General features: G+C 68.8%; 19 protein-coding genes. 12 read left to right on the top strand and 7 right to left on the bottom strand.

What is annotated here, in order from left to right:
- Nucleotides 1-2: 2 nt before the first annotated feature.
- The 4 genes from O5K31_RS17265 (at nt 3) to O5K31_RS17280 (ending at nt 5,494) form a co-directional block, all read left to right on the top strand.
- Nucleotides 3-1,319, top strand: coding sequence for a bifunctional folylpolyglutamate synthase/dihydrofolate synthase (locus O5K31_RS17265; RefSeq protein WP_269714983.1), 1,317 nt, complete (start codon nt 3-5; stop codon nt 1,317-1,319).
- Between the two features lie 151 nt (nt 1,320-1,470).
- On the top strand, nt 1,471-3,588 hold the full coding sequence (locus tag O5K31_RS17270; RefSeq protein WP_269714984.1) for a sensor histidine kinase: 2,118 nt from the start codon (nt 1,471-1,473) through the stop codon (nt 3,586-3,588).
- A gap of 71 nt (nt 3,589-3,659) precedes the next feature.
- Nucleotides 3,660-4,328 carry a response regulator gene (locus O5K31_RS17275; protein WP_269714985.1) on the top strand — a complete coding sequence of 223 codons (669 nt, stop codon included), beginning with the start codon at nt 3,660-3,662 and terminating at the stop codon, nt 4,326-4,328.
- A gap of 113 nt (nt 4,329-4,441) precedes the next feature.
- Nucleotides 4,442-5,494: a hypothetical protein gene (locus O5K31_RS17280; protein WP_269714986.1), complete on the top strand. Its 1,053-nt coding sequence runs from the start codon at nt 4,442-4,444 to the stop codon at nt 5,492-5,494.
- An 82-nt stretch (nt 5,495-5,576) separates the two neighbouring features.
- On the opposite strand, the gene trxA is transcribed toward O5K31_RS17280, so the two are convergent.
- From trxA to tsaE, 6 genes are all read right to left on the bottom strand, one after another.
- Nucleotides 5,577-5,912 carry a thioredoxin gene (trxA, locus tag O5K31_RS17285; RefSeq protein ID WP_269714987.1) on the bottom strand — a complete coding sequence of 112 codons (336 nt, stop codon included), beginning with the start codon at nt 5,910-5,912 and terminating at the stop codon, nt 5,577-5,579.
- Nucleotides 5,913-5,993: 81 nt separating this feature from the next.
- Nucleotides 5,994-9,446 (bottom strand): double-strand break repair helicase AddA, encoded by a 3,453-nt coding sequence (gene addA, locus O5K31_RS17290; RefSeq protein WP_269714988.1) that lies wholly within the window; start codon nt 9,444-9,446, stop codon nt 5,994-5,996.
- Nucleotides 9,443-12,439 carry a double-strand break repair protein AddB gene (gene addB, locus O5K31_RS17295; RefSeq protein ID WP_269714989.1) on the bottom strand — a complete coding sequence of 999 codons (2,997 nt, stop codon included), beginning with the start codon at nt 12,437-12,439 and terminating at the stop codon, nt 9,443-9,445. Before addB ends, addA begins: the two co-directional genes overlap by 4 nt.
- Nucleotides 12,436-13,143 carry an N-acetylmuramate alpha-1-phosphate uridylyltransferase MurU gene (murU, locus tag O5K31_RS17300; protein ID WP_269714990.1) on the bottom strand — a complete coding sequence of 236 codons (708 nt, stop codon included), beginning with the start codon at nt 13,141-13,143 and terminating at the stop codon, nt 12,436-12,438. The genes addB and murU overlap by 4 nt, the downstream gene beginning before the upstream one ends.
- Nucleotides 13,140-14,231 (bottom strand): N-acetylmuramate/N-acetylglucosamine kinase AmgK, encoded by a 1,092-nt coding sequence (amgK, locus tag O5K31_RS17305; protein ID WP_269714991.1) that lies wholly within the window; start codon nt 14,229-14,231, stop codon nt 13,140-13,142. Before amgK ends, murU begins: the two co-directional genes overlap by 4 nt.
- Entirely contained in the window at nt 14,221-14,673 is a 453-nt protein-coding gene (gene tsaE, locus O5K31_RS17310) for a tRNA (adenosine(37)-N6)-threonylcarbamoyltransferase complex ATPase subunit type 1 TsaE (protein WP_269714992.1), read from the bottom strand. The genes amgK and tsaE overlap by 11 nt, the downstream gene beginning before the upstream one ends.
- A 134-nt stretch (nt 14,674-14,807) precedes the next feature.
- Here tsaE and O5K31_RS17315 point away from each other — a divergent pair, with 134 nt between their 5' ends.
- The 8 genes from O5K31_RS17315 (at nt 14,808) to O5K31_RS17350 (ending at nt 23,924) form a co-directional block, all read left to right on the top strand.
- Nucleotides 14,808-16,889, top strand: a complete 2,082-nt coding sequence (locus O5K31_RS17315; RefSeq protein WP_269714993.1) for a catalase — start codon at nt 14,808-14,810, stop codon at nt 16,887-16,889.
- A 95-nt stretch (nt 16,890-16,984) separates the two neighbouring features.
- Nucleotides 16,985-18,097: a cell division protein ZapE gene (zapE, locus tag O5K31_RS17320; protein WP_269714994.1), complete on the top strand. Its 1,113-nt coding sequence runs from the start codon at nt 16,985-16,987 to the stop codon at nt 18,095-18,097.
- A gap of 798 nt (nt 18,098-18,895) precedes the next feature.
- Complete coding sequence (gene sdhC, locus O5K31_RS17325; RefSeq protein ID WP_269714995.1) at nt 18,896-19,306, top strand: succinate dehydrogenase, cytochrome b556 subunit; 411 nt, start codon at nt 18,896-18,898, stop codon at nt 19,304-19,306.
- Entirely contained in the window at nt 19,303-19,704 is a 402-nt protein-coding gene (gene sdhD, locus O5K31_RS17330; RefSeq protein WP_269714996.1) for a succinate dehydrogenase, hydrophobic membrane anchor protein, read from the top strand. The genes sdhC and sdhD overlap by 4 nt, the downstream gene beginning before the upstream one ends.
- Nucleotides 19,705-21,492: a succinate dehydrogenase flavoprotein subunit gene (gene sdhA, locus O5K31_RS17335; protein WP_269714997.1), complete on the top strand. Its 1,788-nt coding sequence runs from the start codon at nt 19,705-19,707 to the stop codon at nt 21,490-21,492.
- An 8-nt stretch (nt 21,493-21,500) separates the two neighbouring features.
- Nucleotides 21,501-22,283, top strand: a complete 783-nt coding sequence (locus O5K31_RS17340; RefSeq protein ID WP_269714998.1) for a succinate dehydrogenase iron-sulfur subunit — start codon at nt 21,501-21,503, stop codon at nt 22,281-22,283.
- Between the two features lie 69 nt (nt 22,284-22,352).
- Nucleotides 22,353-23,576, top strand: coding sequence for an NAD(P)/FAD-dependent oxidoreductase (locus O5K31_RS17345; RefSeq protein WP_269714999.1), 1,224 nt, complete (start codon nt 22,353-22,355; stop codon nt 23,574-23,576).
- Between the two features lie 27 nt (nt 23,577-23,603).
- Nucleotides 23,604-23,924 carry a 2Fe-2S iron-sulfur cluster-binding protein gene (locus O5K31_RS17350; protein ID WP_269715000.1) on the top strand — a complete coding sequence of 107 codons (321 nt, stop codon included), beginning with the start codon at nt 23,604-23,606 and terminating at the stop codon, nt 23,922-23,924.
- A gap of 14 nt (nt 23,925-23,938) precedes the next feature.
- Here the strand turns inward: O5K31_RS17350 and divL are convergent, their stop codons facing one another.
- On the bottom strand, nt 23,939-26,266 hold the full coding sequence (gene divL, locus O5K31_RS17355; RefSeq protein WP_269715001.1) for a cell cycle protein kinase DivL: 2,328 nt from the start codon (nt 26,264-26,266) through the stop codon (nt 23,939-23,941).
- Nucleotides 26,267-26,340 lie beyond the last annotated feature (74 nt).

A 26,340-nucleotide genomic window follows, 5' to 3' on the forward strand; every position in this document is an offset into this window, starting at 1 on the left:
CCATGAGCGACCACCTTCGCGCGCATGACGCCGCTCTGGCGCGGCTGCAAGCGTTGCACCCCAAGAAGATCGACCTGTCGCTGGATCGCATGCGCCGGCTGTGCGCCGCCCTGGGCGATCCTCAGGACCGGCTGCCGCCGACCGTCCATGTGGCCGGCACCAACGGCAAGGGCTCGACCGTCGCCTTCATGCGATCGATCGCCGAGGCGGCGGGCCTGAAGGTTCACGTCTTCACCTCGCCCCACCTCGTCCGCTTCGCCGAGCGAATCCGTCTGGGCGGCAAGCTGATCGAGGACGACCATCTGGCCGACATCCTCGACCGGGTGGAGGCGGCCAATGACGGCCAGCCGATCACCTTCTTCGAGATCACCACTGCCGCCGCCCTGGTCGCCTTCGCCGAGACGCCGGCTGACCTGCTGCTGCTTGAGGTGGGCCTGGGCGGGGTGCTGGACGCCACCAATGTCATTCCAGCGCCACGGGTGAGCGTCATCGCCCCGGTGGACATCGACCACCGTGAATTCCTCGGCAATGACATCGCCACCATCGCGGGTGAGAAGGCCGGGATCATCAAGCGCGGCGCAAGAACCGTCAGCGCGCGCCAACAGGATGAGGCGCAGGCGGTCATTGAGGCCCAGGCCGAGCGGACCGGCTCACCCCTGACCTTGATGGGCCGCGACTTCGACGCCTGGAGCGAGGGCGGGCGCCTGCTGGTGCAGATGGAGGATCGGCTGCTGGACCTGCCCGAACCGTCGCTGTTCGGCGCTCACCAGGTCGAGAACGCCGGCGTGGCGGTCGCCGCGATCCTGGCCCTGGCCGACCCACGCATTGACGAGTCGGCCATCGCCAAGGGTGTCGCCGAGGCGGTCTGGCCCGCGCGTTTCCAGCGTCTGACGGCCGGCCCCTTCGCTCTGAAGGCGCGGGTGGCGGGAACCGACTTCTGGCTGGACGGCGGGCACAATCCGCATGCGGCCCATGCTCTGGCCGACGCCCTGGGCCATCTGTCCCTAAAGGATGGACGGCCGGTGGCGCTGATCGTCGGCTTGCTGGCCAACAAGGACGCCGCTGGCTTCTTCGAGGCCCTGGCCCATCTAAATCCCGTAGTCTTCACCACCGCCTTCGAGGCCGACGCCGCGGCCGATCCGGTGACCCTCGCCCTGGCGGCCAAGGCCGCCGGCTTGCGGGCGGTCGCCTGCCCGGACGTCGACTCCGCCCTGGCCGAAGCGTTGATGCAGGATGGTCCGCCTCACATCGTCGCCGCCGGATCGCTCTATCTGGCGGGCGAAATCCTGGCCCGTTCGGAAGAAACCTGGCCCCGCTGACCAAGGGGGATCGCCCTCTCCAGGCCGCGACGCCCTGTCGCAGGCGCCTTCGCCAGAGCTTGCCGCACCGCCCTTCGTGACGTCTGTTGCGCCAAGTAGCGCACATGCGAAGGGGGGCATGGTGGGGGTGCTGGGCTTAAGGTCGCCAGTGGTGACCGTCGTGGCGGCCGTGTTGCTTGGGCTCGCCGCCTTGATCGCGGCGACCGCGCTGGCGCTTTCCACACCGCGCTTGGGGCTTGAATTGGCGCCGGCGGACGATGGCGGCGTCGTCATCGAACACGACGCGGCGGGCGCGCTGAAGGGCGAGCGCCTTCTGTCCATCGCGGCCGGCGATCGGATCGTTCTTCCGCTTTCCGATGACCTGATCGAAGAACCGGACGTCATCGACAGTTTTCCGGGCCGCGATCGCTTCATGGAGCGACAACAGGCCCTCGCTGGCCTCCTGGCCCAGGAGGCCGTGCAACTGCGCCTTCGGCAGGCTGACGGTGCGGAGCGCCGGATCGCCATATCGCCGTGCCCAGCGCGTATCGGCGACCTGCCCTTCGGCTTCTGGTTTCAGGTGGGGGTCGGCTTTGGCGGCCTGCTGATCTCGGCCTGGGTCTGGGCCATGCGGCCGGGAGACTGGGCGGCGCGGATGTTCGCTCTGACCGGATTGGCCATGCTGATCTTCACCCATGCGGCGGCGATCTACAGCACCCGCGAACTGGCGCTCGACGCGGGGCTGTTCCGCGTCCTGACAGGAGCCAACTATGTCGGCGCCAGCCTGTTCGGGGTGGCGATGATCAATGTCTTCCTGAGCTATCCCAAGCGCCTGGCGCCGCCAGCCGGTTTTCTGGTCGCGCCGTTGATCTTCGGGATCTGGGGCGCCGCCGGGATGTTGCGGCTGCTGCCGGATGTGGCGATCAGCTATCACCTGCCCATCGTGACAGAGATGGCCTTGATCGTGGCCGCGATCCTGGCCCAGGCCATCGCGGTGCGAAAAGACCCGGCTTCTCGCGCGGCGCTGTTGTGGCTGGGGCTCTCGGTCACGATCGGCGCCGGGGCTTTCGTCGCCATGATGGCCGCCCCGCAGGTTCTAGGGTTCGCCCCCGCCATGCCGCAGGGCTACGCCTTCGGCTTCTTCCTGCTGATCCATGCAGGCGTCGCCCTAGGTCTGCGCCGGTACCGCCTGTTCGATCTCAAGGATTGGGCCTTCACGATCCTGTTCTACGCCGGCGCGGCCGCCGCCTTCGTGGTGCTCGACGTGGTCCTGGTCATGGCCCTGCCCCTGGAGGAGGGGCCGGCCCTTGGCCTGTCGTTGCTGGTGGTCGCCTTCGCCTATCTGCCGCTGCGCGACTGGTTGTGGAGACGCATGGTCGCGCGCCGCACCATGGAGGACCATGAACTGTTCAATGCGGTGATCGAGGTCGCCTTCGGCGGCACTCGTCGGGAGCGCGGCGACCGCTGGCGCGAGCTGCTCAATCGCCTCTTTGAACCACTGGAGATCACGCCAACCCAGGCCCCGATAGCGGCGCCGTCCGCCACCGAGGATGGTCTGTGTCTCACCGTGCCGGCGACGGCCGACAGCCCGGCCCTGGTTTTGCAATATCCCTGGCGCGGACGAGGCTTGTTCGGGCGCCCGCACCTGAAGCTGGCGCGGCAGTTGGCCTCGATGATGAGCCACGTGCAGGACAGCCGTGAGGCTTATGAGCGAGGGGTCAGCGAGGAGCGGCACCGTATCGCCCGCGACCTGCACGACGACGTCGGCGCGCGCCTGTTGTCGGGTTTGCACACCAAGGACCTGCCCGCCACCCGCGAAGCGGTCCGCGACGCCCTCGGCGACATCCGGGTGATCGTCAGCGGCATGACCGGCGACGGCCTGCCGCTGAGTCAGGTGATCGCCGACCTGCGGCACGAAACCGCCCGCCGGCTGGAGGTCGCCGGCCTGGAGCTGGACTGGGCGACTCCCGACGCCGACGACAGCGAGGTCATGCTCGACTATCGAACCTATCGCGCCCTGATCTCCGCCCATCGCGAAATGATCAGCAACGCCATCCGTCATGCCCAGGCCTCGCGGGTCAGCGTCACCATAGCCGCCGTGGCAGGACGCCTGCGGACCGTGGTCAGCGACGATGGCGTGGGCATGTCGGAGCGAACGAGTGATGGCCCCGGCGGCTCAGGCCTTCGCAACATGGTGCGGCGGGTGCGCGAACTCGGGGGCGAGCTGACGTTCCCCGACCAGTCTCGCGGCGCGGGGATCGCGCTATCCTTGCCCCTGGCGCCCGCATGACCTCCCCTGTTTGGGGGATGAGCATGACTTCTCCGCGCGCCTAGACTGGCGCAGGACTAAACAGGGCGGCCATGACCTCGATCCATAGCCTGAACAAGGACCGTCGGCTCAGGGGCCTCGTGGTGGAGGATCACGCCAGCACGCGCGAATGGCTGGTCGGCGCACTCTACCAGGCCTTCGACATCGAGGTGGTGGCGGTGGATGACCTGCGCGGGGCTCGCGAGTCGCTGCAGCGCCGCGAGCCTGATCTGGCCCTGGTCGATATCGGCCTGCCGGATGGGTCGGGGATCGACCTGGTCGGCCAGATGGCTCGTACGCAGCCCCACACGATCTCGATCGTCACGACGATCTTCGATGACGACACCAATCTCTTCGACGCCATCGCCGCCGGCGCCCAGGGCTACCTGCTCAAGGATCAGGACACCCCCGCCTTCGTGGAAGCGCTACGGCGCATCGAGCGAGGCGAGCCGCCGCTGTCACCGTCTATCGCCCGCCGGATGCTGGAGCATTTCCGCAGGGCCGAGCCCGCCGCGCCGCCGAGCGATATGGAGCCCCTGACGCCGCGCGAGACCGAAGTGCTCGCCCTGCTGGGACGCGGATTGCGAGTGAGCGAAGCCGCCCATGTTCTGGGGATCAGCGACCATACCGTCGCCGGCTATGTAAAGACGGTCTATCGCAAGCTCAACATCGCCTCGCGGGCCGAAGTGGCGCTGGAAGCCGCGCGGCGCGGCCTGGTCTGAGCGACCCGGTCAACCCCCGGTATCGGGGATGCCCCACACCCGCGACCATCCCTAACGTCCCGCCCGGACGGCCGAGCGCAGGCCCGGCCAAGGCAGATGGGGACACAATAGACATGGCGACCGTACCGACGATCGGAGATTTCTCCTGGCTGATCCAGCTGGTGGATGCAGGGCTGATCAAGGCCAGTTTCAAGTTTAGCGACATCCGCGCAATGCTGCAGAGCCTCAATGTCCTGACGCCGGAGATTGATGCGGCGCTCAAGACCGTCGAGGCCAATCCAGGGCTGATCGACATCGGGGTCCAGACCCTGAAGGACGCGCTCGCCAAGTATCCGCCCGAAACGCCTCTGAGCGAGATCACGGGGGGAGGAACGCCGACGACGCCGACCAATCCAGTCCTCACCCCGTCGGTCCAGCAGGTGCAGGACGCCTTCAAGGCGCTGGCCGGCATCGCCGCCACCTCGTCCAAGGCGCTGGAGGAGTTCTTGACCACGCCGACCGGCCAGAAGGTCAAGAACGAGTTCTATGTGGAAGCCCAGGAGATGGCCAAATGGGTCAGCCAGCTGAACGCCGGCACGGCGACCCCGGCGCAATTCCTGGACAAGATGGTGGAGTTCGGATCGGACACCACCGGCGTCGCGCTTCAGGTCTATCAGTTCTTCACCGGCAAGATCCCAACCCAGGCGGGGATGACCTATCTGGTGGACAGCCCCACCAATGCCGCCGACCTGACCGACCCCACCTACGCCCTACTGAACGCCGAGAACCGCTACATCAACATGGCGGTGAACCTGGGCGTCAAAGGCGAAGGCGCCGCAGCCTTCAACACCGCCTATGGCGCGCTCGACTTCAAGGGGGCGGTGACCAAGATGTACGCGGCGATCATCGGCAACAGCCAGGCCGCCGCGGCGGGCGTCAATGTCAGCGCCGCCATCGACTACGTCGTTGCGCAGGAGTCCTACTTCAAGGCGCTGGGCGGCGGTGATCTAGGGGCCAAGGCCGCGGCGGCCGGCTTCCTGCTCCACAAGGGTCTGCAGGCGGGCGTCGGCGTCTATGACGACGCCGTGCGCGAGTTCTACGCCGACCTGTTCGCTGGTCAGGCGACCTACGGCGTCAGCATCCTGGGCGCCAGCTCGGCCTATGAAGGGTTCGACGGTCTGGCCTGACCCCAATTTGGGCTGACCACGAACAAGAACGGCCCGCCTCCGCGAGGAGACGGGCCGTTCCTCTATGTGGATGTCAGCGCGCTCAGGCGGCGGGCTGAACGCCGGCTTCGCTGAGCCATTCGAGGATCTTCTGCTTGGGCATGGCGCCGACCTTCATCGACGCCATCTGGCCATTGCGGAACAGCATCATGGTCGGGATGCCGCGCACGCCATAGCGCGACGGGGTGGTCGGGCTGTCCTCGATATTGACCTTGGCCACGGTGACCACGTCGGCCAGCTCCTCGGAAATCTGCTCCAGGGCGGGGGCGATCTGTTTGCATGGGCCGCACCATTCGGCCCAGAAATCGACCAAGACGGGTTTGTCGGCCTTCAGCACGTCGGCTTCGAAGGATTCGTCGGTCACCTGAACGGTGCTCATGAGATCAAGTGCTCCTGTTAGCGGCGGGAATCGCCCGCGCGGCTCTTTCAGCGAATGATGTAGGACGCGGGTTCCGCCGCATCAACCGTTGCGCTCCAGCTTGGCCAGCGCATCGGCCATCACCTTTTCTGGAACGGGCATCAGTTTGGGACCGTCTGTCCATACAAGCGCGCCCTCGATCCTTCTGCCTGGGAAGACCTCGGACAGCACCGCCGCATAGACGGCCATCTGCACCAGATAGGCCTGGGCGGCGTCCTCGATGCGCTCGGGTGCCGGGCGGTTGGTCTTGAAATCGACCACCAGCACCCGGTCGGGCAGCACCACCAGGCGATCGACCCGCCCCGATACGGCCAGGCCGCCCGGCAAGGTCGAGGCCGCGCCAGCCAGGGCCACCTCGGGCCGCGAGCCTGGGCCGAACACCTCGGCGAAGCGGGGATCGTCCAGCACCGTCAAGGCGGCGGCGGCCATCTCGGCCCGCTGATCCTCGGTCAGGTCGCGCTCGCCCATCAGCAGCCGGCGGGCGGCGGCGGGACGCTCGGAGGACGGCACGTCTGGCAACAGCTGCAAGAGCCGGTGGATGATCGTGCCGCGGCGATAGCGGCCCAGGCCCGCGACCCGCGCCAGGGGTGACGGCGCCTTGGCGGTCTCGTCCTCGCCCAGCATGGACGGGGCGGCGTAACGGATGTCGGGGCGTTCCGGCGCAGCGGCCTGCAAAGCCCAGGACGGCAGGGTGACGGGCGGTTTCTGGGCCGCTTCGCCACGCGGCAGGGTCATGGGATCGGGACCATAGCGGCGGAAGGTCGCCTCACCCTGGCCCAGGGTTCGCACATCGTGCGCGATCTCCGGATGGCGGAAGGCGGCTTCGGCGGCGCCGTACCAGCCGGCGACATTCTCCAGCTTGGTGCGCGCGTCGATGCGGCCGCACAGAATCAGACGGTCCCGGGCCCGGGTCAGGGCGACATAGAGAAGGCGCAGCCCCTCTTCCTGGTCCTTGGTCTTGCGCCGTTCGCGGGCGGCGGCGGAGGGCTCGCAGTCATTCTTGGCCGACGCGCACCACAGGAAGCCGCCGTCGGCGGTGGCCAGCAGGGGCGAGCCGCGCGAGGCGTCCTTGAGAGCCATCTCCGGCAGGATGACGATCGGCGCCTCCAACCCCTTGGAACCGTGGGCGGTCATCACCCGCACCTCCGCTCGAGCGCCCTCCATCTCGCGTTTTACGGTGATGTCGAGGGCGGCGAAGGCGGCGACCAAGGCCTCCAGGTCGTTCACCCCGCGCTGCTCAGCGGCCAGGACCTGGGCCAGGAATTCGTCGAGGGCGTCGGCCGCCTCGGCCCCCAGGCGGGTGAGGATGCGGGCCCGCATGGAGACGCCGTCCGGGCCGCTGAAGTTCAGGGCGCGGGAGAAGAACTCGAACGGCCGGCGATGAACCTCGCCCCGCGCCCAGCGCAGGAAGCCGGCCGGCCCTTCGGCCTGATCGCGGACCACGCGCCAGAGGTTGTCCTTGCGAGCATGAGCCAGGGCGTAGAGCTCGTCGTCACTCAACCCGCAGAACGGGCTCTTGAGCAGCGCGGCCAGGGTTAGCTCGTCCTGCGGGTAGAGGGCGAAGCGGGCGAGGGCCAACAGGTCGTCGAACGCGATATGCGCGGACAGGGCCAGACGGTCGGCGCCGGCGACGGGCAGGCCGGCGTGTTTCAGCTCGCGCAGGATGTCCTCGAACAGCGCCTTGCGGCGGCGGACCAGGATCAGGACATCGCCGGCCGTTGCCGGACGCCAGGCCTTGGTTTCCTTGTCGAAGACCGCCTCGCCGCGCTCCAGCAGGGCCTTGATCTCGGCGGCGATGCGGCGGGCCAGGCGGCGATTGGCGCTCTGGGCGCTTTCCACGTCCAGAGGCGTATCCCAGGCGTCGCGTTCGTCTTCCTTGATCTCCTGCTCCAGGGGCCAGAGGTCGACGCAGCCGGCATGCTCGATGCGGAAAGGACGGTGGATGACCCGGTCCTCGCCGGACGGTGGCGGCACCCCGGCGCGCATCTCAGGCGCCTCGAACAGGGCGTCGACGAAGGACAGCACCTGCTTGGTGGAGCGGTAAGAGACGGTCAGAGGCACGCCTTTGGCGGTGCGCCCCACCGCCTCGATCTGACCGATATAGCGCCGGGTCTCGACCAGCAGGCGTTCGGGATCGGCGCCCTGGAAGGAGTAGATCGACTGCTTCTCGTCACCGACCACGAACAGCGTCCGCTCGTCCGTGCCCGTCCGCCAGCCGGGCGATCCGGCGCCGCTGAAGAACTCACCAGTCAGTTCGCGCAAGATCTCCCACTGCTCGGGGGCGGTGTCCTGGGCCTCGTCCACCAGGATGTGATCGACCCCGCCGTCCAGCTTGAACAGCACCCAGGACGCGTCGGTGCGGCGAGTGAGCAGCTGGTGGACATGTTCGATGAGGTCGGTGAAATCCAGCGCGCCGCGCGCTCGTTTCTCGGCCTCGTAGGCCTTGGTGTAGGTCCAGGCCAGCAGCAGGACATCGACCGTGTCAGCCGCGACCCGGGCCGCGCGGCGCAGGGCGCGGGCGTCCTCCATGGCGTTCTGCTGGTCGAGTAGCCGGCCCCGCAAATCCTCGCGGCTCTTCAGCCCGCTGGTCTTCGTCGGCCAGGTCGCGGGCGTGCCCTCGCCCTTTTCGGTGAACAGCGGGACCAGGGCGTCGTCGAAGGTGGCGTCGGGATCGTTGGCGACCGCGCCCAGCTGCTCGGCGCACTTGATGTCGGTCTTGGTCCCGGCCGCCAGCGTCGCCGCCACGTCGCGCCACAGGTCGCGGTCGAGGCGAGCCATAAAGTCGGCGGCGATGGTGTGCGGGTCCTGCGGCTCGCCGAATCCGCACACGTCCCAGACGTCGGCGACCATGGCCGAAAAGCCGCCGCAGCGTTCCACATAGGCGCCGATGGCGCCGCGCCGGTCCTCGAAGGTGCGGAACATGTTCTGGAAGGCCTGGAAATCCAGGGCCACCGAGAAGCGAGCGTAGGCCTCGCCCAGCAAGCCTCCCTTCTCCGCCTCCAGCGCCGTGCGGCGGCGGGCGGCTTCGGCCAGGGCGGCGGAGGCCGCGTCATCCATCACCGTGAAGCCGGGCGACACGCCGGCCTCCAGCGGGAAGCGCCGCAGCAGCTTTTCGCAGAAGGCGTGGATGGTCTGGATCTTCAGACCGCCGGGCGTCTCCAGCGCCTTGGCGAAGAGGCGGCGGGCCTTGGACAGGTCCCGCCCCGCGCCGGAGCCTTCGAGCTTCTCCAACTCCCTCGAAAGCGGCTCGCCCTCCAGCACCGACCAGCCGCCGAGGGTCTGGTAGAGGCGGCGCTGCATCTCGGCGGCGGCGGCCTTGGTGAAGGTCACGCACAGGATCGCTTCGGGCTCGGCGCCGGCCAACAGCAGGCGGGCCACGCGGTCGATCAGGGTCTTGGTCTTGCCCGAGCCGGCGTTGGCGGTGACGAAGGCGTTGATGGCCGGATCGGCGGCGATCGCCTGAGGGTCGAGAATTGGGGGATCGAGCAACGTCATTCGTCGCCCCCGTCTTCACCCGCGGTGGACCATTCGAACACCCGCGCCAGGTGGGCATAGTCGCCGGCGTGGTCCTTCACGAACTGCGGCGCGACGCGGGACAGATAGGGTTGATCGGGATCGGCGTAGCGGTCGATCAGGCGGCGCAGCCCCTCGAAGGCGTGTTCTGCGGCGTCCAGGCTTTCGGCCCCGGCGGCGGCCACCGTCACCTCCTGCCCGGCGGGCTTTCGGCCGGTGACGCGCAGATAGGTCAGGTCGCCGGGCATCACCCGGTCGATCCCCTCGAACCCGCCCCGCATCAGGATGGCGGCGGTGAGGGTCAGCTGCGGCGAGAAGCCGGCCTCGACCATCTTGGCAGTGGGCGCCGCGCCGGTCTTGTAGTCGAGGATGTGGCCCACGGCGTCGGGTGTGACCTCGATACGGTCGGCCTTGGCGGTGAGGGTGAAGTCGCCCAGGGCGGTTGGGAAGACCAGCTTGCCGGACTGTTCGACCACGATACGGGCGGCGTGCTCGCGGCGCCGTTCCTCCAGGTCGGCGACCCAGGCGGCCGCCTCGCGGGCTAGGGCGGCTTCGCGCACCAGGGCGGCGTCGGGCATGCCCTCCTCGCGCAGGGCGGTCAGGTAGAGGTCGCGGAAGATCGCGGCCAGATCGGCGGGCAGGGGTCCGGGATGCGGATGCTGCTCCACCAGTTTCTCGAAGGCGCGGTGGATGGCGGTGCCGCGCGCCCTGACATCCACCGGCTCGTCCGGGCGGTCGATGCGCTTGAGGTTCAGGATGGCGCGAGCCCAGACGGCGTAGGGGTCGCGGGTCAGGGCCTCGACCCGGGTGACCGGCATGGTCGTTGGGCGATGCGCGACCGGAGGCTTGGGAGCCGGTCGTTTGACCGGGTCGTAGGACTTGGGCGCATCGATGGCTCTCGCCCATTCCAGCACGTCATGGCGTTCGGGTAGGGCGGCGCCCGCGCCCCTGGCCAGGGTGCGCAGACGCCACAGCCAGCGGGACTCCACGGCGGGCGCGCCGCCCCGGCGTTCGCTGTGGACGAGCACGACTTCCGGCGCGCTGGCGGCCTGGGCGAAGTCGTGCGCGGAAAGGCCGACGCGGCGTTCGGGCGGCGGCAGGTCCAAGGCCTTGCGCATGGGGCGCGACAGGAAGGGGTCGGTGGGCGGCGCCTTGGGCCAGACGCCTTCTTCCAGGCCGGCGAGGATCAGGCGGTCGGCGCGGACCAGACGCGCCTCGATGGCGCCGAGGATGCGCAGACGCGGATGGGTCGCGCCGCCGGTGCGCACGGTCTCACCGCCGATCAGGCGGCCCAGCAGGTCGTGGAAGCCAGAAGCGTCGACCTCGGGCAGGCCTTCGCCTTCGCCGGACAGAGCGGCGAGCAGACCGCCCAAACCTTCGCCGCCAGCGCCGTTCCACAGGGCGCCGAAGCCGTCGGGGCCATCGGCCAATGCTTCCATCGACCGGGCCAGGGCCACCGCCGCATCGGGCGGGGATGCAGGACCGGTCGCGAAAGGCTCCGCAGCCAGATCCAGGGCGGTGAAGAGGCGGCGGGCGAGGTCGGCGGCCTCCGGTTCGTCCTTCAACTTTTCAAACAGCCGCTCGCGGCTGGGCGGCCGCGGACCGCGCAGGCCCCTGCCCTCCAAACGGCGGCGAGCGTCGGACAATTTAGCGTCATCGAACCCGAGGCGGACAAGCGGATGCTTGGCCACGGCGAGGAGGCGAACAGGATCGAGCGGATCGGCGCTCAAGGCCGCCACATGATCGGCGAGGACGGCGACCGGATAGCCGGCGAGATCGGAGCCGGCCGAGTCATCGGCGGCGACGCCCCAGCGGGCGAGGCGGGCTCCGACCCGGCGCGCCAGTTCGCGGTCGGGGGTGACCAGGGCGCAGGTCAGGCCCGGCGTCTCCAGCGACTCGCGCAGCAGCAGGGCGCAGACGAGGGCGGCTTCTTCTTCCGTGCGGGCGGCGGCGACGGACAGGCCCTTCAGCCCCTCGGCGAAGGGATCGACTCCGGCCGGCGCCTCGGCGCGGAGGCGGGCGATCTGGGCGAGCCAGTCGGCGGTGGCTTCGGCTGGGCGCAGGGCTTCGTTGACCAGGCGGCGACGCCAGCGGCCCTGGCTGTCGGCCTCCGGAAACCAGGGGCGCACGGCGTCGCGGCTGGAGCCGGCGCGATGCAGCAAGCGCTTCATGGCGCCCTGCGGATGCTGCTCGCCCACATCGGCCCAAGCGCTTTCAGCAAGCCCCTCGTCCAGACCCGGCAGCACCACCGCGCCCTGCGGCAGGCCGGCGATCACCGCCAGCAGGTCGGCGGTGGCGGGTGCGGTGCCGGTGGAGCCGGCGGCGATCATCACGCCCTTGGGCGGCTGCGTAGTCCATAGCTCGCCCAAAGCGCGGAGCAGTCTGACCCGCCGCTCGGACACGTCGATCAGGTCCAGCTCGCGCAGGCGGTCAGCCCAGGCGTCGAGGGCGGCGGTGAGGAACCGCGCCGAGACCTGCCAGTGCTTGGCGAGGTCGCCGTCGACCAGGCTTTCAAGGCGGCCACGGGCGGCGACCTCCTCGATCTGGGCGCTGTCGAGGAAGCCGGCCAGGGCGTCGGCCATCTCCAGGGCGGCGGAGGCGTCGAGGTCGCGCTCCAGCAGGTGCGAATGATCGGCGGCGATGCGAGCCAACTCGAACCGGCGACGCCAGGAGGAGACGGCGGGCGGCAGGTCGAGCGCCAGGTCGCCCGGCTCGAAGGGCGGCTCGCCCTCGTCCAGATCACCCAGCGCGCGAATCTGCGGCAGCAGCATGGCCTTCGCGCCGGCCGCGGCCACGAACGCGTCGGCCAGAGCGCGGGCGCCCCGGCGGGTGGGGGTGAGCACCGTGGCCTGCGACAGAGCCTCGGGACCGAGCGGCGACAGCCGTGCGTGCAGACCGGCGGCCAGGTCCTCAACGAAAGGACGATGCGCCGGGATTGAGAACCAGCGGGGTCCGGGGGCGTCGAAGACGGTCACCGCAGGCGCGCCTCGGCCGCCTCCCGCGCGGCGGGGTCGCCGACGTGCATCCACAGGCCCTTGGGCGCGACGCCGTGGACGCGGCCGGTCTGGGTCAGGTCTTTCCAGAGCGGCAGCAGGCCAAAGGGACCCTCGGGGCCATTGGCGACCACCGAGGGCTTGGCGATGTGAACGCCCACATAGACCAGCGGTGCGGTCTCTCCCTGATCCTTGAAGCGGACCTCGCCGGCTTCGGACAGAAAGAGGTCGCCGGTGGCGTGGAAGCCCAGGGATTGGGTGGTCGAGGCGGTCAGCAGGCAGACGTCCATGCGGGCCGGGTCCCAGGCGGCGGCCACGGCGTCGAGCGCGGCGCTGTCGTCGTCGATCCAGACGGAGTCGATATTGGCGACCCAGTAGGCGTCGGTGGGCAGCAGGGGCAGGGCCTTCTTGATCCCGCCCCCGGTCTCCAGCGCCTGCGCCCGCTCGTCGGAGATGACGATGCGCAGGTCGTCCCGGCGCGCGAGGTGCGCCTCCATCAGGTCGGCGAAATAGTGGACGTTGACCACGGCGGTCTCGACCCCGGCGGCGACCAGACGGTCGAGCATGTGGTCGATCAGAGCCTTGCCGCCGACCTCGACCAGGGCCTTGGGCCGGTCGTTGGTGAGCGGCCGCATGCGTGTGCCCAGACCCGCCGCCAGAACCATCGCCGTTTTGGGGCCGCTCATCGGCGAGCCTCGAGCGGCACGTTGGCGTCGAGCCAGGTCTTCAGCGGGGCCATGGATGGCTCGGCCAGGGTGCGGTCCAGATAGCCCCACAGGCGGGGCAGGAACTGTTCGTAGCGGGGCTTGCCGTCGCGGATCACGAGCCGGGCGAAGATGCCGATGATGCGGCAGGTGTTCAGGGCGCCCAGGGCCGCGAAGTCGGCGCGGAATTGGGCGGCGTCGATGTCGGGACGGGCGGTGAGGTAGCGCGACAGGCAGCGCTCCTCCAGGTCCGGCGTCACCTGGCGGCGAGCGTCGTGCAGCAGCATGGAGAAGTCCCAGGCCGGATGGGCCTTCACCGCGTCCTGGAAGTCGATCAGCCCGACGCGAGCAGCGCCTTCGCGGGCCGGCAGCCAGAGCAGGTTCTCTGCGTGATAGTCGCGGTGGCAGAAGACCGACGCGCCAGCCTCGGCCCGCTGACGGATCGGCGACCAGAGGGCGTCCCAGTCGGCGATCGCCTGGTCGTCGAAGGACAGCTCCGTTCGCAGCTTCGGCAGCCACTCGACCAGCAGGTCCTGGGCCATCTTCAGGGCCAGGTCGTCATAGGTCAGCAGGGGCCACTCGCCGTCTCCGAAGGACAGGGCGGCGGGCGGCGGGGCGGCGTGCAGAACGAGCAGGGCGTCCACCGCCGCGTCGTAGAGCTCGACCTCGTTGGCGCCCGCGGCGATCTCGGCGGCGTAGAGACCGTCGCCCAGGTCCTCCAGAACGGCGAGGCCAAGGCCCACGTCGAAGGCGTGGACGGTTGGGGCGGACAGGCCCAGCGACTTGAGGTGTCGGGCGCAGGCCACGAAGGCGTCAACGCGGCCGGCGGCCAGGCGATAGGCGGCGTTGAAGCCGAGCGCCAGGCGCTCTTGGCGAGTTGCGTTCGGGGGACAGGCCGGGGTCTCGGTCTTGGGTGGCTGATCCATGAAGATCAGGGTCGTCCCGTCGGGCCGATGCAGCCGCTCATAGGCACGGGTGGAGGCGTCGCCGCTCAAAGGCTCGCGACGGACATCCCCGAAGCCGTTGGCGTCCAGGAAGGCGGCCTTGGCCGCGCTGCGATCAGAACTCAAGCTCGCGCCCTCTCCACGCACCATGGCGGGTCAGCCGCGCACGGCGGCCTTCGCCTTCGGGCGTGATCTCTATATCGAGTCGGTCGGCGGGCAGCGCCCCGTCCAGCCGCTGCGGCCATTCGATGACCACCGCCCCGTCCTCCAGGGCCTCGTCCAGTCCGATCTCATAAGCCTCGTCCGGCGACGTCAGGCGATAGAGGTCAAAGTGGGCGATCGGAAAGTCGGGCCCGTCGTAGAACTGCACCAGGGTGAAGGTGGGGGACGGCACGTCTTCGGCGGGCGTGGTCAAGGCGCGGACGAGCGCCCGGGCCAGGGTCGACTTGCCAGCGCCCAGGGGACCCGAAAGGCAGATCGCCTCGCCCTTTCGCAGGGCGTGGGCCACCGTGCGGCCCAGGCGGGCGGTGTCGGCCTCTTGGGCCAGGACGCGTTCGATCGATGCCATCGCCGGCGACCATAGGGGTCCGCGCGGCGAGGCGGAAGCGGCCTGGAGCGCAACTTCCCAAATGAGGCAGGAACGATCACCGCCCGCGATGGTTGTCGCCTCGTCCCGTGCGTACCGGGAGGGAGCAAAAGACCATGGCCAAATCATCCAAGGACGGCGTCGCGATCGGCGCCGGCGGCGAAACCCATCAGCAGGTTGGAAGCGGGGGGATCAAGGACCGGCTGACGACCAATCAGGGCATCCCGGTCTCGGACAATCAGAACCAGCTCAAGGCCGGCGCCCGCGGACCGGTGCTGCTGGAAGACTTCATGCTTCGCGAGAAGATCTTCCATTTCGATCACGAGCGGATTCCGGAACGGATCGTCCATGCTCGCGGCTCGGCGGCGCACGGCTTCTTCGAGCTCTATGAATCCCTGGCCGACATCACCAAGGCCGACTTGTTCCAGCGGGCCGGTGAGAAGACGCCGGTCTTTACGCGCTTCTCCACCGTCGCGGGCGGCGCCGGTTCGGTGGACACGCCCCGCGACGTGCGGGGTTTCGCGGTCAAGTTCTATACCCAGGAAGGCAACTGGGACCTGGTGGGCAACAACATTCCAGTGTTCTTCATCCAGGACGCCATCAAGTTCCCGGACCTGGTCCACTCGGTGAAGATGGAGGCCGATCGCGGCTATCCGCAGGCGGCCTCGGCCCATGACACCTTCTGGGACTTCATCAGCCTGATGCCGGAATCGACCCACATGATCATGTGGGCCATGTCCGACCGCACCATCCCCCGCTCGCTGCGAACGATGGAAGGTTTTGGGGTCCATACCTTCAAGCTGGTCAACGCCAAGGGCGAGACGACCTTCGTCAAGTTCCACTGGAAGCCCAAGCAGGGCCTGCAATCGACGGTCTGGGACGAGGCGGTGAAGATCGCCGGCGCCGATCCAGACTTCCACCGCCGCGACCTGTTCGAAGCCATCGACATCGGCGAGTTCCCCGAATGGGAGCTGGGCATCCAGGCCTTCGACCAAGCCTTCGCCGACAGCCTGCCGTTCGACGTGCTCGATCCCACCAAGATCATCCCCGAAGAGGTCCTGCCCATCCGCATGATCGGGCGCATGGTCCTGGACCGTTGGCCCGATAACTTCTTCGCCGAGACCGAACAGGTGGCCTACTGCCCGGCCAACATCGTGCCGGGCGTCGACTTCAGCGACGACCCGCTGCTGCAGGGACGCCTGTTCAGCTATCTCGACACCCAGAAGAGCCGGCTGGGTAGCACCAACTTCCATCAAATCCCGATCAACGCGCCCAAATGCCCGGTGATGAACTTCCAGCGCGACGGCATGATGCAGATGCTGCAGCCCAAGGGCCGGGCCAACTACGAGCCCAACAGCCTGGGTGAGGCCGGCGAGGTCACCGGCCCCCGCGAATGCCCGATGACCGGCTTCGTCACCCGGCCCGAGACGGAGCATGGCGAGAAGCTGCGTATCCGGCCCGAAAGCTTCGCCGATCACTATAGCCAGGCGCGGCTGTTCTTCCGGTCGCTCGATCCAGCGGAACAGGCGCACCTGGCGTCCGCCCTGGTGTTCGAGCTGTCCAAGGTCGGCATCGCCCCGATCCGCACCCGGATGCTGGGCAATCTGGTCAATGTCGATCCGGAACTGGCCCAGCGGGTGGCCGATGGCCTGAACATGCCGCTGCCCGAGGCCTCGCCGACGGCGGCGCCGGTGCTGGACATGGACCCGTCTCCCGCCCTGCGGATCATCAATGGTCCGCGCATGGCCGATACGCTCAAGGGCCGTTCGGTGGGCGTGCTGATCGCCGACGGCACGGACGCCGCCGCGCTCGACAGGCTGGTCGGTCAGATCGACAAGGCCGGCGGCCGGCCGATCCTGATCGCGCCGAAGATCGGCGGCGCCAAGCTGTCGGATGGCTCGCTGCGGCCGGCCGACGGTCAGCTGGCCGGTTTCCCATCGGTGCTGGTGGACGCCATCGCGGTGGTCTTGTCGGCGGACGGCTGCGCGGCGCTGCTGAAGGAAGCGGCGGCGGTGCAGTTCGTGATGGACGCCTTCGGCCACCTGAAGGCCATCGGCGCCAGCGATGAGGCCCAGCCCCTACTCGACAAGGCCGGCGTCGAGCCGGACGAGGGCGTGACGGGACTGGATGCGGCCTTCGTGAAGGCGGCGGCGCTTCGCTACTTCGATCGCGAACCCAAGCTGCGCACCCTGGCCTGATCGGCGGGCAAGAACGCCGCCGGTCGTAGGCCGGCGGCGTGTCCTGACGCCGTTGCGGCTTTTCAGCAAGGCCTCGGGCCGCTAACGAGGCGGCCATGTCGATCCGCACCGCCTATCAGGACCGCCTCGCCCAGGGCCAGATCATGCCCGACGCGGCCCAGGCGGCGGGGATCGAGGCCCTCGGGCGGCTGGAGACCGCGCTGGACGCGGCGGGGGAGCCGGGATTCCGCTTCTTCGGCCGCAAGCCCAAGAGCCAGAAGGGCGTCTATCTCTGGGGCCCGGTGGGGCGCGGCAAGTCCATGATCATGGACCTGTTCTTCGAGACCGCGCCAACCGCCCGCAAGCGGCGCATCCACTTTCACGCCTTCATGGCGGAGGTTCACGCCGATATCGACGCCTGGCGCAAGGGCGACGCGGCGGAGCGCAAGGCGCGGTTCGGCCAGCACAAGGGGGACGATCCCATCGCCCCGACGGCGGAGCGGATCGCATCCGACGCGCGCCTGTTGTGCTTCGACGAACTTCAGGTCACCGACATCGCCGACGCCATGATCCTGGGCCGGCTGTTCGAGGCGCTGTTCGAGCATGGGGTGACCCTTGTGGCCACCTCCAATCGGCCGCCGGACGATCTGTACAAGAACGGCATCAACCGCCAGCTGTTCGTCCCCTTCATCGACATGCTGAAGGCCCGGATGGACGTGGTGGCGGTGGCGGGTCCGACGGATTTTCGCCTGGACCGGCTGCGGGCGGCGCGAATCTGGCTTTCGCCGATCACCGCCCAGACGCGGGGCGAGTTCGACGCCCTGTGGGCCGACATGCTGGACGGCGACGCCGAGACCGGCGCGACGCTGGAGATCATGGGCCGAAAGCTGACCCTGCCCCGCGCGGCGGGCGGCCTGTTGCGGGCCGGGTTCGCCGAGCTGTGCGACCGGCCGCTGGGGCCGCAGGATTACCTGGCGATCGCCGAGCGGTTCCACACCCTGTTCCTTGAAGATTTGCCGACCCTGCGCCCGGAGAAGCGGGACGCGGCCAAGCGGTTCAACACCCTGGTCGACGCCCTTTACGAGGCGGGGACCAAGATCGTCGTCCTGGCCGAGGCCGAACCGGAAGCCCTGTACCCGGCCGGCGATGGGGCGTTCGAGTTCGAGCGGACGGTGTCGCGCTTGCAGGAGATGCGCTCGGCGGGGTGGCTGGAGAAGGTGCGGGAGTAGGTTTCCTCCCTTTGATGGAGCAGGCTTTGTCGCCTCCCCCAACCCGTCATCCTCGCCCTTGTGGCGAGGATCCAGACACGGCTGAGGTTCTGGGTTCGCGGAGGTGGAACCGTTGTTGGTCTTTCGGCCCACGCGGAGTCTCTGGACCCTAGGCACAAGGCCTAGGGTGACGGGGTTGGGTCGGGCTCCCTTCACCCGCTCATCCCGGCGAAGGCCGGGATCCAAGCTGAGAGTCAGTATGGGCCCCGGCCTTCGCCGGGGTGAGCGGCGGTTGGGGCACAGCTGCGCACCCCCACGGGAATCCCGTGAGGTTGGAAGGGCGGCGGAGCGGCCTGATCTGCGTCAGGCGATGTGTCTTGGAGTGTGCCGGTTCGACGTAGGCCCGTCCGCTCCGCACGGTCGTTATCCGGGAGCCGCCGGTAGGCAGCGCTCTTAGCGCTTAGCCGGCAAAGCCTCCGACGGGCGGGTGGGACCAGCGTTCCCATCCCCGGACCGCGCGAGTACCCCCCTCACGCCTCGCCCCGCTCGACCGCATCCCCGCCACAGCAACAGCGCTGGCCGCGCGCCCTTCCACGTGGCGGAGACGAGGCAAGAGTACGGGAGGTCGGAGCGGGGCGGATAAGTCGGCATTAGCCCCCTCTTTACGAGAACGCCGATACGACGCTGCGGCAGGTTGGCGCAGCTTGCGGCCCAAGGGGTTGAGATCGATTCTCAACAGTCGCGGTTTCGTTGACACCCCCTGATCGCGGCTTAAAAGCGGCGCAGCATATTCAAGGACGAACAGGGGCCGAACGTCTGATGACCGCACCCAACGGGGGACTTCCCGAGCGCCCGATGTCGCCGCACCTGCAGGTGTGGCGCTGGCACGTGACCATGGCCTGCTCGATCCTGCACCGCGCGAGCATCTTCGCGCTGTATTTCGGCGCCCTGTTGCTGGCGGGCTGGGCCATCGCCCTGGCCTCTGGTCCGGACTGCTATGCGCACTACATGTCGCTGGTGGGTTCGCCCCTGGGCAAGCTGGTGCTGTTCGGCGTGACGGTCATGCTGTTCTTCAACATCGCCTACAACGTGCGCCAGACCTTCTGGGACCTGGGCTACGGCTTCCTGCCCAAGACCGCCGACATGACGGGCGTGGTCGCCATCACCTTCGGCGTGGTCGCCGCCGTGGTGGTCTGGGTCATCGCCGGCTTTACGGGAGCCCTGTCGTGAGCAAATCCGCCTCGAACTTCCGCACGCCGCGTTCGCGGGCCCTGGGCCTGGGTTCGGCCAAGCACGGCGTCAGCCACTTCATCGTCGAGCGCGTCTCGGGCCTGGCCCTGATCCCGCTGGGTCTGTGGGGCGCCTTCGCGGCCCTGCGCCTGTCGGGCGGCGACTATGAGGGCGCGATGGCCTGGGTCGGCCAGCCGGTCAACGCCGTGCTGCTGTGCCTGCTGCTGGTGGTGGGCCTGATCCACCTGAAGAACGCCATGCAGGTGGTGGTCGAGGACTATATCGAGGGCTTCGGCGCCAAGACGGCGCTGCTGCTGCTCAACCTGTTCGTCAGCGTCCTTGCGGGCGCACTGGGTGTGTTCGCGATCGTCAAGATCGCGCTCACCGGAGCTCTCTAGATGTCGGCTTACAAATTCATCGATCACAAGTTCGACGTGGTGGTGGTCGGGGCCGGCGGCTCGGGCCTGCGCGCCGCGCTGGGCTGCGCCGCGGCCGGGCTTCGCACCGCCTGCGTCAGCAAGGTGTTCCCCACGCGCAGCCACACCGTGGCGGCCCAGGGCGGCATCTCGGCCTCGCTGGGAAACATGAGCCAGGATGACTGGCGCTGGCACATGTACGACACCGTCAAGGGGTCGGACTGGCTGGGCGACCAGGACGCCATCGAATACCTGACCCGCAATGCGCCGGCCGCCGTCTATGAGCTGGAGCACTGGGGCGTGCCGTTCTCGCGCACCGAGGAAGGCAAGATCTATCAGCGCGCCTTCGGCGGCATGACCAAGAACTATGGCGAGGCCCCGATCCAGCGCACCTGCGCGGCGGCGGACCGGACCGGTCACGCCATGCTGCACACGATGTACGGCCAGGCCCTGGCCAAGGACACCGAGTTCTTCATCGAGTACTTCGCCCTCGACCTGATCATGGACGAAGGCGTGTGCCGCGGCGTGACCGCGTGGAAGCTGGACGACGGCACCCTGCACCGCTTCCAGGCGCAGATGGTCATCCTGGCCACCGGCGGCTATGGCCGCTCGTACTTCTCGGCCACCTCGGCCCACACCTGCACCGGCGACGGCAACGCCATGGTGCTGCGCGCCGGCCTGCCGCTGCAGGACATGGAGTTCGTGCAGTTCCACCCCACCGGCATCTATGGCGCCGGCTGCCTGATCACCGAAGGCGCCCGCGGCGAGGGCGGCTATCTGACCAACTCCGAAGGCGAGCGCTTCATGGAGCGCTATGCGCCGTCCGTTAAGGACCTGGCGCCGCGCGACATGGTCAGCCGCGCCATGACCATCGAGATCCGTGAAGGGCGCGGGGTCGGTCCGAACAAGGACCACATCTTCCTGCACCTGGACCACCTGGACCCGAAGATCCTGGCCGAGCGCCTGCCCGGCATCTCCGAGACCGCCAAGGTGTTCGCCGGCGTCGACGTCACCAAGGCGCCGATCCCGGTCCTGCCGACCGTCCACTACAACATGGGCGGCATCCCCACGAACTATCACGGGGAAGTCGTCACCAAGGCCGGCAAGAACCCGGACCAGGTGATCCCGGGCCTGATGGCCGTGGGCGAAGCGGCCTGCGTGAGCGTCCATGGCGCCAACCGCCTGGGCTCCAACTCGCTGATCGACCTGGTGGTGTTCGGCCGCGCGGCCGGCCTGCGCTGCGCCGAAATCCTGACGCCGGGCGCCAAGCAGCCGGAACTGACGGAAGCCCACACCGCCGGCCACATCGCGCGCTTGGACGCCTTCCGCAACGCTTCGGGCTCGACCCCGACGGCGTCCCTGCGTCTGGAAATGCAGAAGGCCATGCAGGAGGACGCCGCGGTGTTCCGCACCGGCGAGAGCCTGCAGAGCGGCGTGTCGCGTCTGGCGGCGGTCTACGCCAAGAAGGCCGACATCCAGGTGTCCGACCGCGGTCTGGTCTGGAACACCGACCTGATGGAGACCCTGGAGTTCGACAACCTGGTCTGCCAGGCCGTGGTCACCGTCAACGGCGCCCTGAACCGCACCGAGAGCCGCGGCGCCCACGCCCGCGAGGACTGCCCGGACCGCGACGACAAGAAGTGGATGAAGCACACCCTGGCGTGGCTCGATCAGGCGACCGGCAAGGTCAAGATCGATTACCGGCCGGTCCACGACTACACGATGTCGGAAGACATCGCCTACATCCCGCCCAAGGCCCGGGTTTACTGAGGTAGAAGATGGTCGAACTCGCGCTGCCTAAGAACTCCAAGGTCCAGGCCGGCAAGCACTGGCCCGCGCCGGCGGGAGCCAAGAAGGTCAAGACCTTCAAGATCTACCGCTATGATCCCGAGGCGGGCGGCAACCCGCGCTGGGACACCTACGACATCGATGTCGAGGCGTGCGGGCCCATGGTCCTGGACGCCCTGCTGTACATCAAGAACACCGTCGACCCGACGCTGGCCTTCCGCCGGTCGTGCCGCGAGGGCGTGTGCGGTTCCTGCTCGATGAACATCGGCGGGCGCAACACCCTGGCCTGCACCCACGGCTGGGAAGAGGTTCCCGGCAAGGCCGTGCAGATCAGCCCCCTGCCCCACCTGCCGGTGGTCAAGGACCTGATCCCCGACCTGACCCTGTTCTATGCGCAGTACGCCTCGATCGAGCCTTGGCTGCACACCGACACGCCGACCCCCGAAAAGGAATGGCGCCAGGCTCCGGAAGACCGTGAGAAGCTGGACGGCCTGTACGAGTGCATCCTGTGCGCCTGCTGCTCGACCTCGTGCCCCAGCTACTGGTGGAACGGCGAGAAGTACCTGGGTCCGGCCGCCCTGCTGCACGCCTATCGCTGGCTGATCGACAGCCGTGATGAATCCACGGGCGACCGTCTCGACGCCCTGGAAGATCCGTTCAAGCTGTATCGCTGCCATACGATCATGAACTGCGCCCAGGTTTGCCCCAAGGGTCTGAACCCCGCCAAGGCCATCGCCGAGATCAAGAAGATGATGGTGGAGCGGGTGGTCTGATCCACCCGCCGATCCCTCTTGCCTTAAAGTGACGACCCCGTCATTTTTGGCCGACGGGAGGAACGTCGAGTGAGCAAGCCGCGTGTCGTGATCGTGGGGGCCGGCCATGCCGGCGGCTCTGCAGCGGCGTTTCTGCGTCAGTACGGCTTCGAGGGTCCGATCTATCTGGTCGGCGAGGAGCCGCTGCTTCCCTATCAGCGTCCGCCCCTGTCGAAGGCGTGGCTGAAGGGGGAGGCGGACGCCGACAGCCTGGCCCTCAAGCCCGACAGTTGGTACGCCGAAGCCGACGTCGCCCTGCGGCTGGGCGGCGTGGCTGTCGAAATCAATCGCGGGGCAAGGGCCGTCACCCTGGCCAGCGGCGAGAGCCTTTCCTACGACTTCCTGATCCTGGCCACCGGCGCGCGGCCGCGCATGCTGCCCATCGAGGGGGCGGACCTTGCGGGGGTCCTGGCCTTGCGCACGGCGGCGGACGCCGAGACGCTGAAGGGCGCGCTGGGTCCTGGCAGGCGATTGGCGATCATCGGCGGCGGCTATGTGGGGCTCGAGGCCGCGGCTTCGGCCCGCGCCCTGGGCGCGGAGGTGGTGGTCATCGAGCGCGAGACCCGCGTCCTAGCCCGCGTCGCCTGTCCTGAGCTGTCGCAATTTTTCCAGCGCTATCATGGCGAGCACGGGGTCACCTTCGAGCTGAACGCCGGGGTCGAGGCCTTCACCGGGACGGACGGCAAGGTGGCGGGCGTGAAGCTGGCCGACGGCCGCACCCTGCCCTGCGACGCGGTCCTGGTGGGCGTCGGCGCCCATCCCAATGACGAGCTGGCGCAGGACTGCGGCCTCGACTGCGCCGGGGGCGTGGTGGTGGACCTGGAGGCGCGCACCTCCGATCCGTATATCTTCGCCATCGGCGACGTGGCCCACCGGCCGCTGCCGCTGTACGACCGCCAGTTCCGACTGGAGAGCGTGCCCAACGCCCTGGAGCAGGCCAAGCAGGCGGCCAGCGCCATCGTCGGCCGCGCCGGCCCGACGCCGGAAGTGCCGTGGTTCTGGTCGGATCAGTACGACCTGAAACTGCAGATCGCCGGCCTGCCCTTCGACGCGGACCGCATCCTGGTGCGGGGCGATCCCGCGACCGCCAGCTTCGCCGTATTCCACCTGAAGGGCGATCTGGTCCAGGCGGTGGAGGCGGTGAACGCCCCGCCCGAATTCATGGCCGGCAAGATGCTGATCAGCCGGCGCACGCCGGTCTCGATCGACAAGCTGGCGGACACCACGATTTCAATGAAGGAAGTCGCGGCCTAAGCTGCCCCGACCGCATCCGAGGAACGCATGGCGAAGATCACCTATGTCGAACATGACGGCACCGAACACGTCCTGGACGTGAAGCCGGGCCTGACGGTCATGGAAGGGGCGGTTAAGAACAACGTCCCCGGCATCGACGCCGACTGCGGCGGGGCCTGCGCCTGCGCCACCTGCCACGTCTATGTAGACGAGGCCTGGCGCGACAAGACGGGCACGGCGTCGGCGATGGAGGAATCCATGCTCGACTTCGCCGAGAACGTGGAGCCCAACAGCCGCCTGTCGTGCCAGATCAAGGTCACCGACGCGCTGGACGGCCTGGTCGTGCGGATGCCCGAAAGCCAGCACTAGGCTTTCGCCGCCGTCTAGGGCTTGAGGGCCAGTTCGGGCTGGGCCGCGTGCTGGACGAATTCGGGCAGGTGGCAGGTGAACACCGCACCGGCGCCCGGCTCGCTTTCCAGGGCCACCCAGCCGCCGTGCAACTCGACCAGCGCCTTGACCAGGGCCAGGCCCAGGCCTGGGCCGCCACGGTCGCGGTCCACGAAACGATCGAAGATGTGCGCCTGGACGTGGAAGGGGATGCCGCGACCGGTGTCGGCCACCTGCAGCCGCATTTCGCCCACGGCGCGGGTCGCCGACAGGGTGACCTTGCCGCCCTGGGGCGTCTGGAGCAGGGCGTTCTCCATCAGGTGATCGAGCACCTGGCCCAGCCGCTTTGAGTCGCCGCGGATCAGGCCGACCGCGGGGTCGCAGGCCAGGTCGAGAGCGATCTTGCCGGCCTGAGCCCGCTCGATCCAGCGCGCCTCGGCGTCGGCCAAAAGGTCGTAGACACGGATGTCGCTGACATCGAGGGCCATCTCGTCGGCGTCGATCTGGGCCATATCGAGCACGTCGTCGATGGAGCGGGCCAGCTGCGAGGCGGCGGTGCGGACGGCCGACAGGTGGCTGCGGGCGCGCTCGGGCATGGTGTCGCCCATGTGCTCCAGCAACTCGGAATAGCCGATGATCGTGGTGAGCGGGGTGCGCAGTTCGTAGGAGACGTTGCCGACGAAGTCGCGCTTGAGCCGCTGGGCCTCGGTCAGGGCCATGGAGCGGTCGTTGAGGGCCTGCTCCAGCTGGCGGGTGTCGGTGATGTCGGAGAAGGCGATCAGGGTGGCGCCGTCCGGCAGGGGGCGCGACTGATAGGCGATGGTTCGGCCGTCGCTGTCCTTGATCTCGCCGCTGATCGGGGCGCGGGCCTGGGGATCGGGGTCAGCGACGCGGCCCTTGAGCTCACGCCAGAACTGCAGGTCGTGGATACGGTGCTGGCAAAGCTCGACCACGCGCTCGAAATCGGCGGCGGCCTCCAGATCGGCCGCGCTGACGTTCCAGAAGCCGGCGAAGGCGTCGTTGTGCAGACGCAGGCGGCCGTCGGAGCCGAACACCGAAACCGCGTCGTTCAGCTTGTCGAGGGTGGCCTGCTGCACCTGGATCAGGGAGTTGTACTGGGCCTTGAGGCGCAGCTCGCCGGTGATGTCCGAATAGAGCACCAGCATGCCGCCCAGGGGGTGGGGCTGGCGCACGACTTTCAGGGTCCGGCCGTCGGGCACGGTCCACAGGTCGTCGGCCTGGGGGCGGATGTCCTCGTAGTGGCTGAGCTCGGCGGCCTTCCACTTGGCGTAGTCGACGGTCTCGGGCAGGCGGCGACGCTGGCGCAGGCGGTCGAGGATCTCGCCGTGGGTCGGGCGGTCGGCCAGCCAGGCGGGCTCCAGGCCCCACAGCTCGGCGAAGGCGGTGTTGTGGAACGACAGACGGCGCTGCTGGCTGAAGATCGCCACCGCGTCGCCGATGTGGTTCAGGGTCTCGTCGTGGGCCTCGACATGCTTCTTGAACGCCTCGCGGGTGTCCTCGAGCTCGGTGACGTCGATGCTCCACACGCCCGCGCCGCCGCCTTCCAGCGGATCGGCGATGAATCTGAAGGCGCGGCGGCGCCCCTCGATCGGAACATGGCGGGTGGCCTCGCGGCGCTTGCCCAGATTGGCCGCCTCGCTGGCCAGGGCCTCGGCCGGGCGGTCGAAGGACAGCTGGCGCGCGGTGGCGTCGGCGAAGCTGGCGGCGCCCACGGCCCGCAGCCAGGCGGCGTTGACCCATTGCAGGGAGCCGTCGCCGCCGGCGATCCAGGCCGGGTCGGGGCGGGCGTCGAGGAAGGCGGCGAAGCGGGCGGCGGTGGGCAGGCCTTCGTCCTCGTCCAGGGCGGTGAGGCGCAGCCAGGCGATGGCGCCCGCGGCTCGGCCCTCTACCGACACCGCGCCCTTGGGCCCGCGGGCCTCGAAGGCGCACGGCTCGCCCCTGTCGAACAGGGCGCGCAGGCGCTTGGCGTGGTCCGGCTCGGCCCGCATCACGGCGTTGACCACCGCCTGGGCCTCGGGTCGGTCGATGCCGAACACGGCGGCGCAGGCGATCAGGCTGTCGATGCCCGAGGCCAGCATGGCGTCGCCGTCGTCGATGGCGATCAGGGCGCTGTCGAAAGCCTCGGCCGAGGCCTGGGCGGCGGAGGTCAGGGTCTGGGCGTCGCGCAACTGGCGCTTGAGGGCGGCCATCTGGTCGGCGTGGCGGCGGCGCTGGGCCACGGACCACAGGGTCGAGCAGACCGCCAGGCTAACCGCGCCAGCCGTCGCCGCCAGGATCAGATCGGACGGGCTGAGAGGAGCCAAGGGCGGTCCACGGGCAAGCTGCGAATCAGGAAATTAAGCTTAAGCCGCATCTGCGCCGCTGGCGAACGCTGAGG

It is taken from the genome of Caulobacter sp. NIBR2454 (genome assembly GCF_027474405.1).
Lineage (GTDB): Bacteria > Pseudomonadota > Alphaproteobacteria > Caulobacterales > Caulobacteraceae > Caulobacter.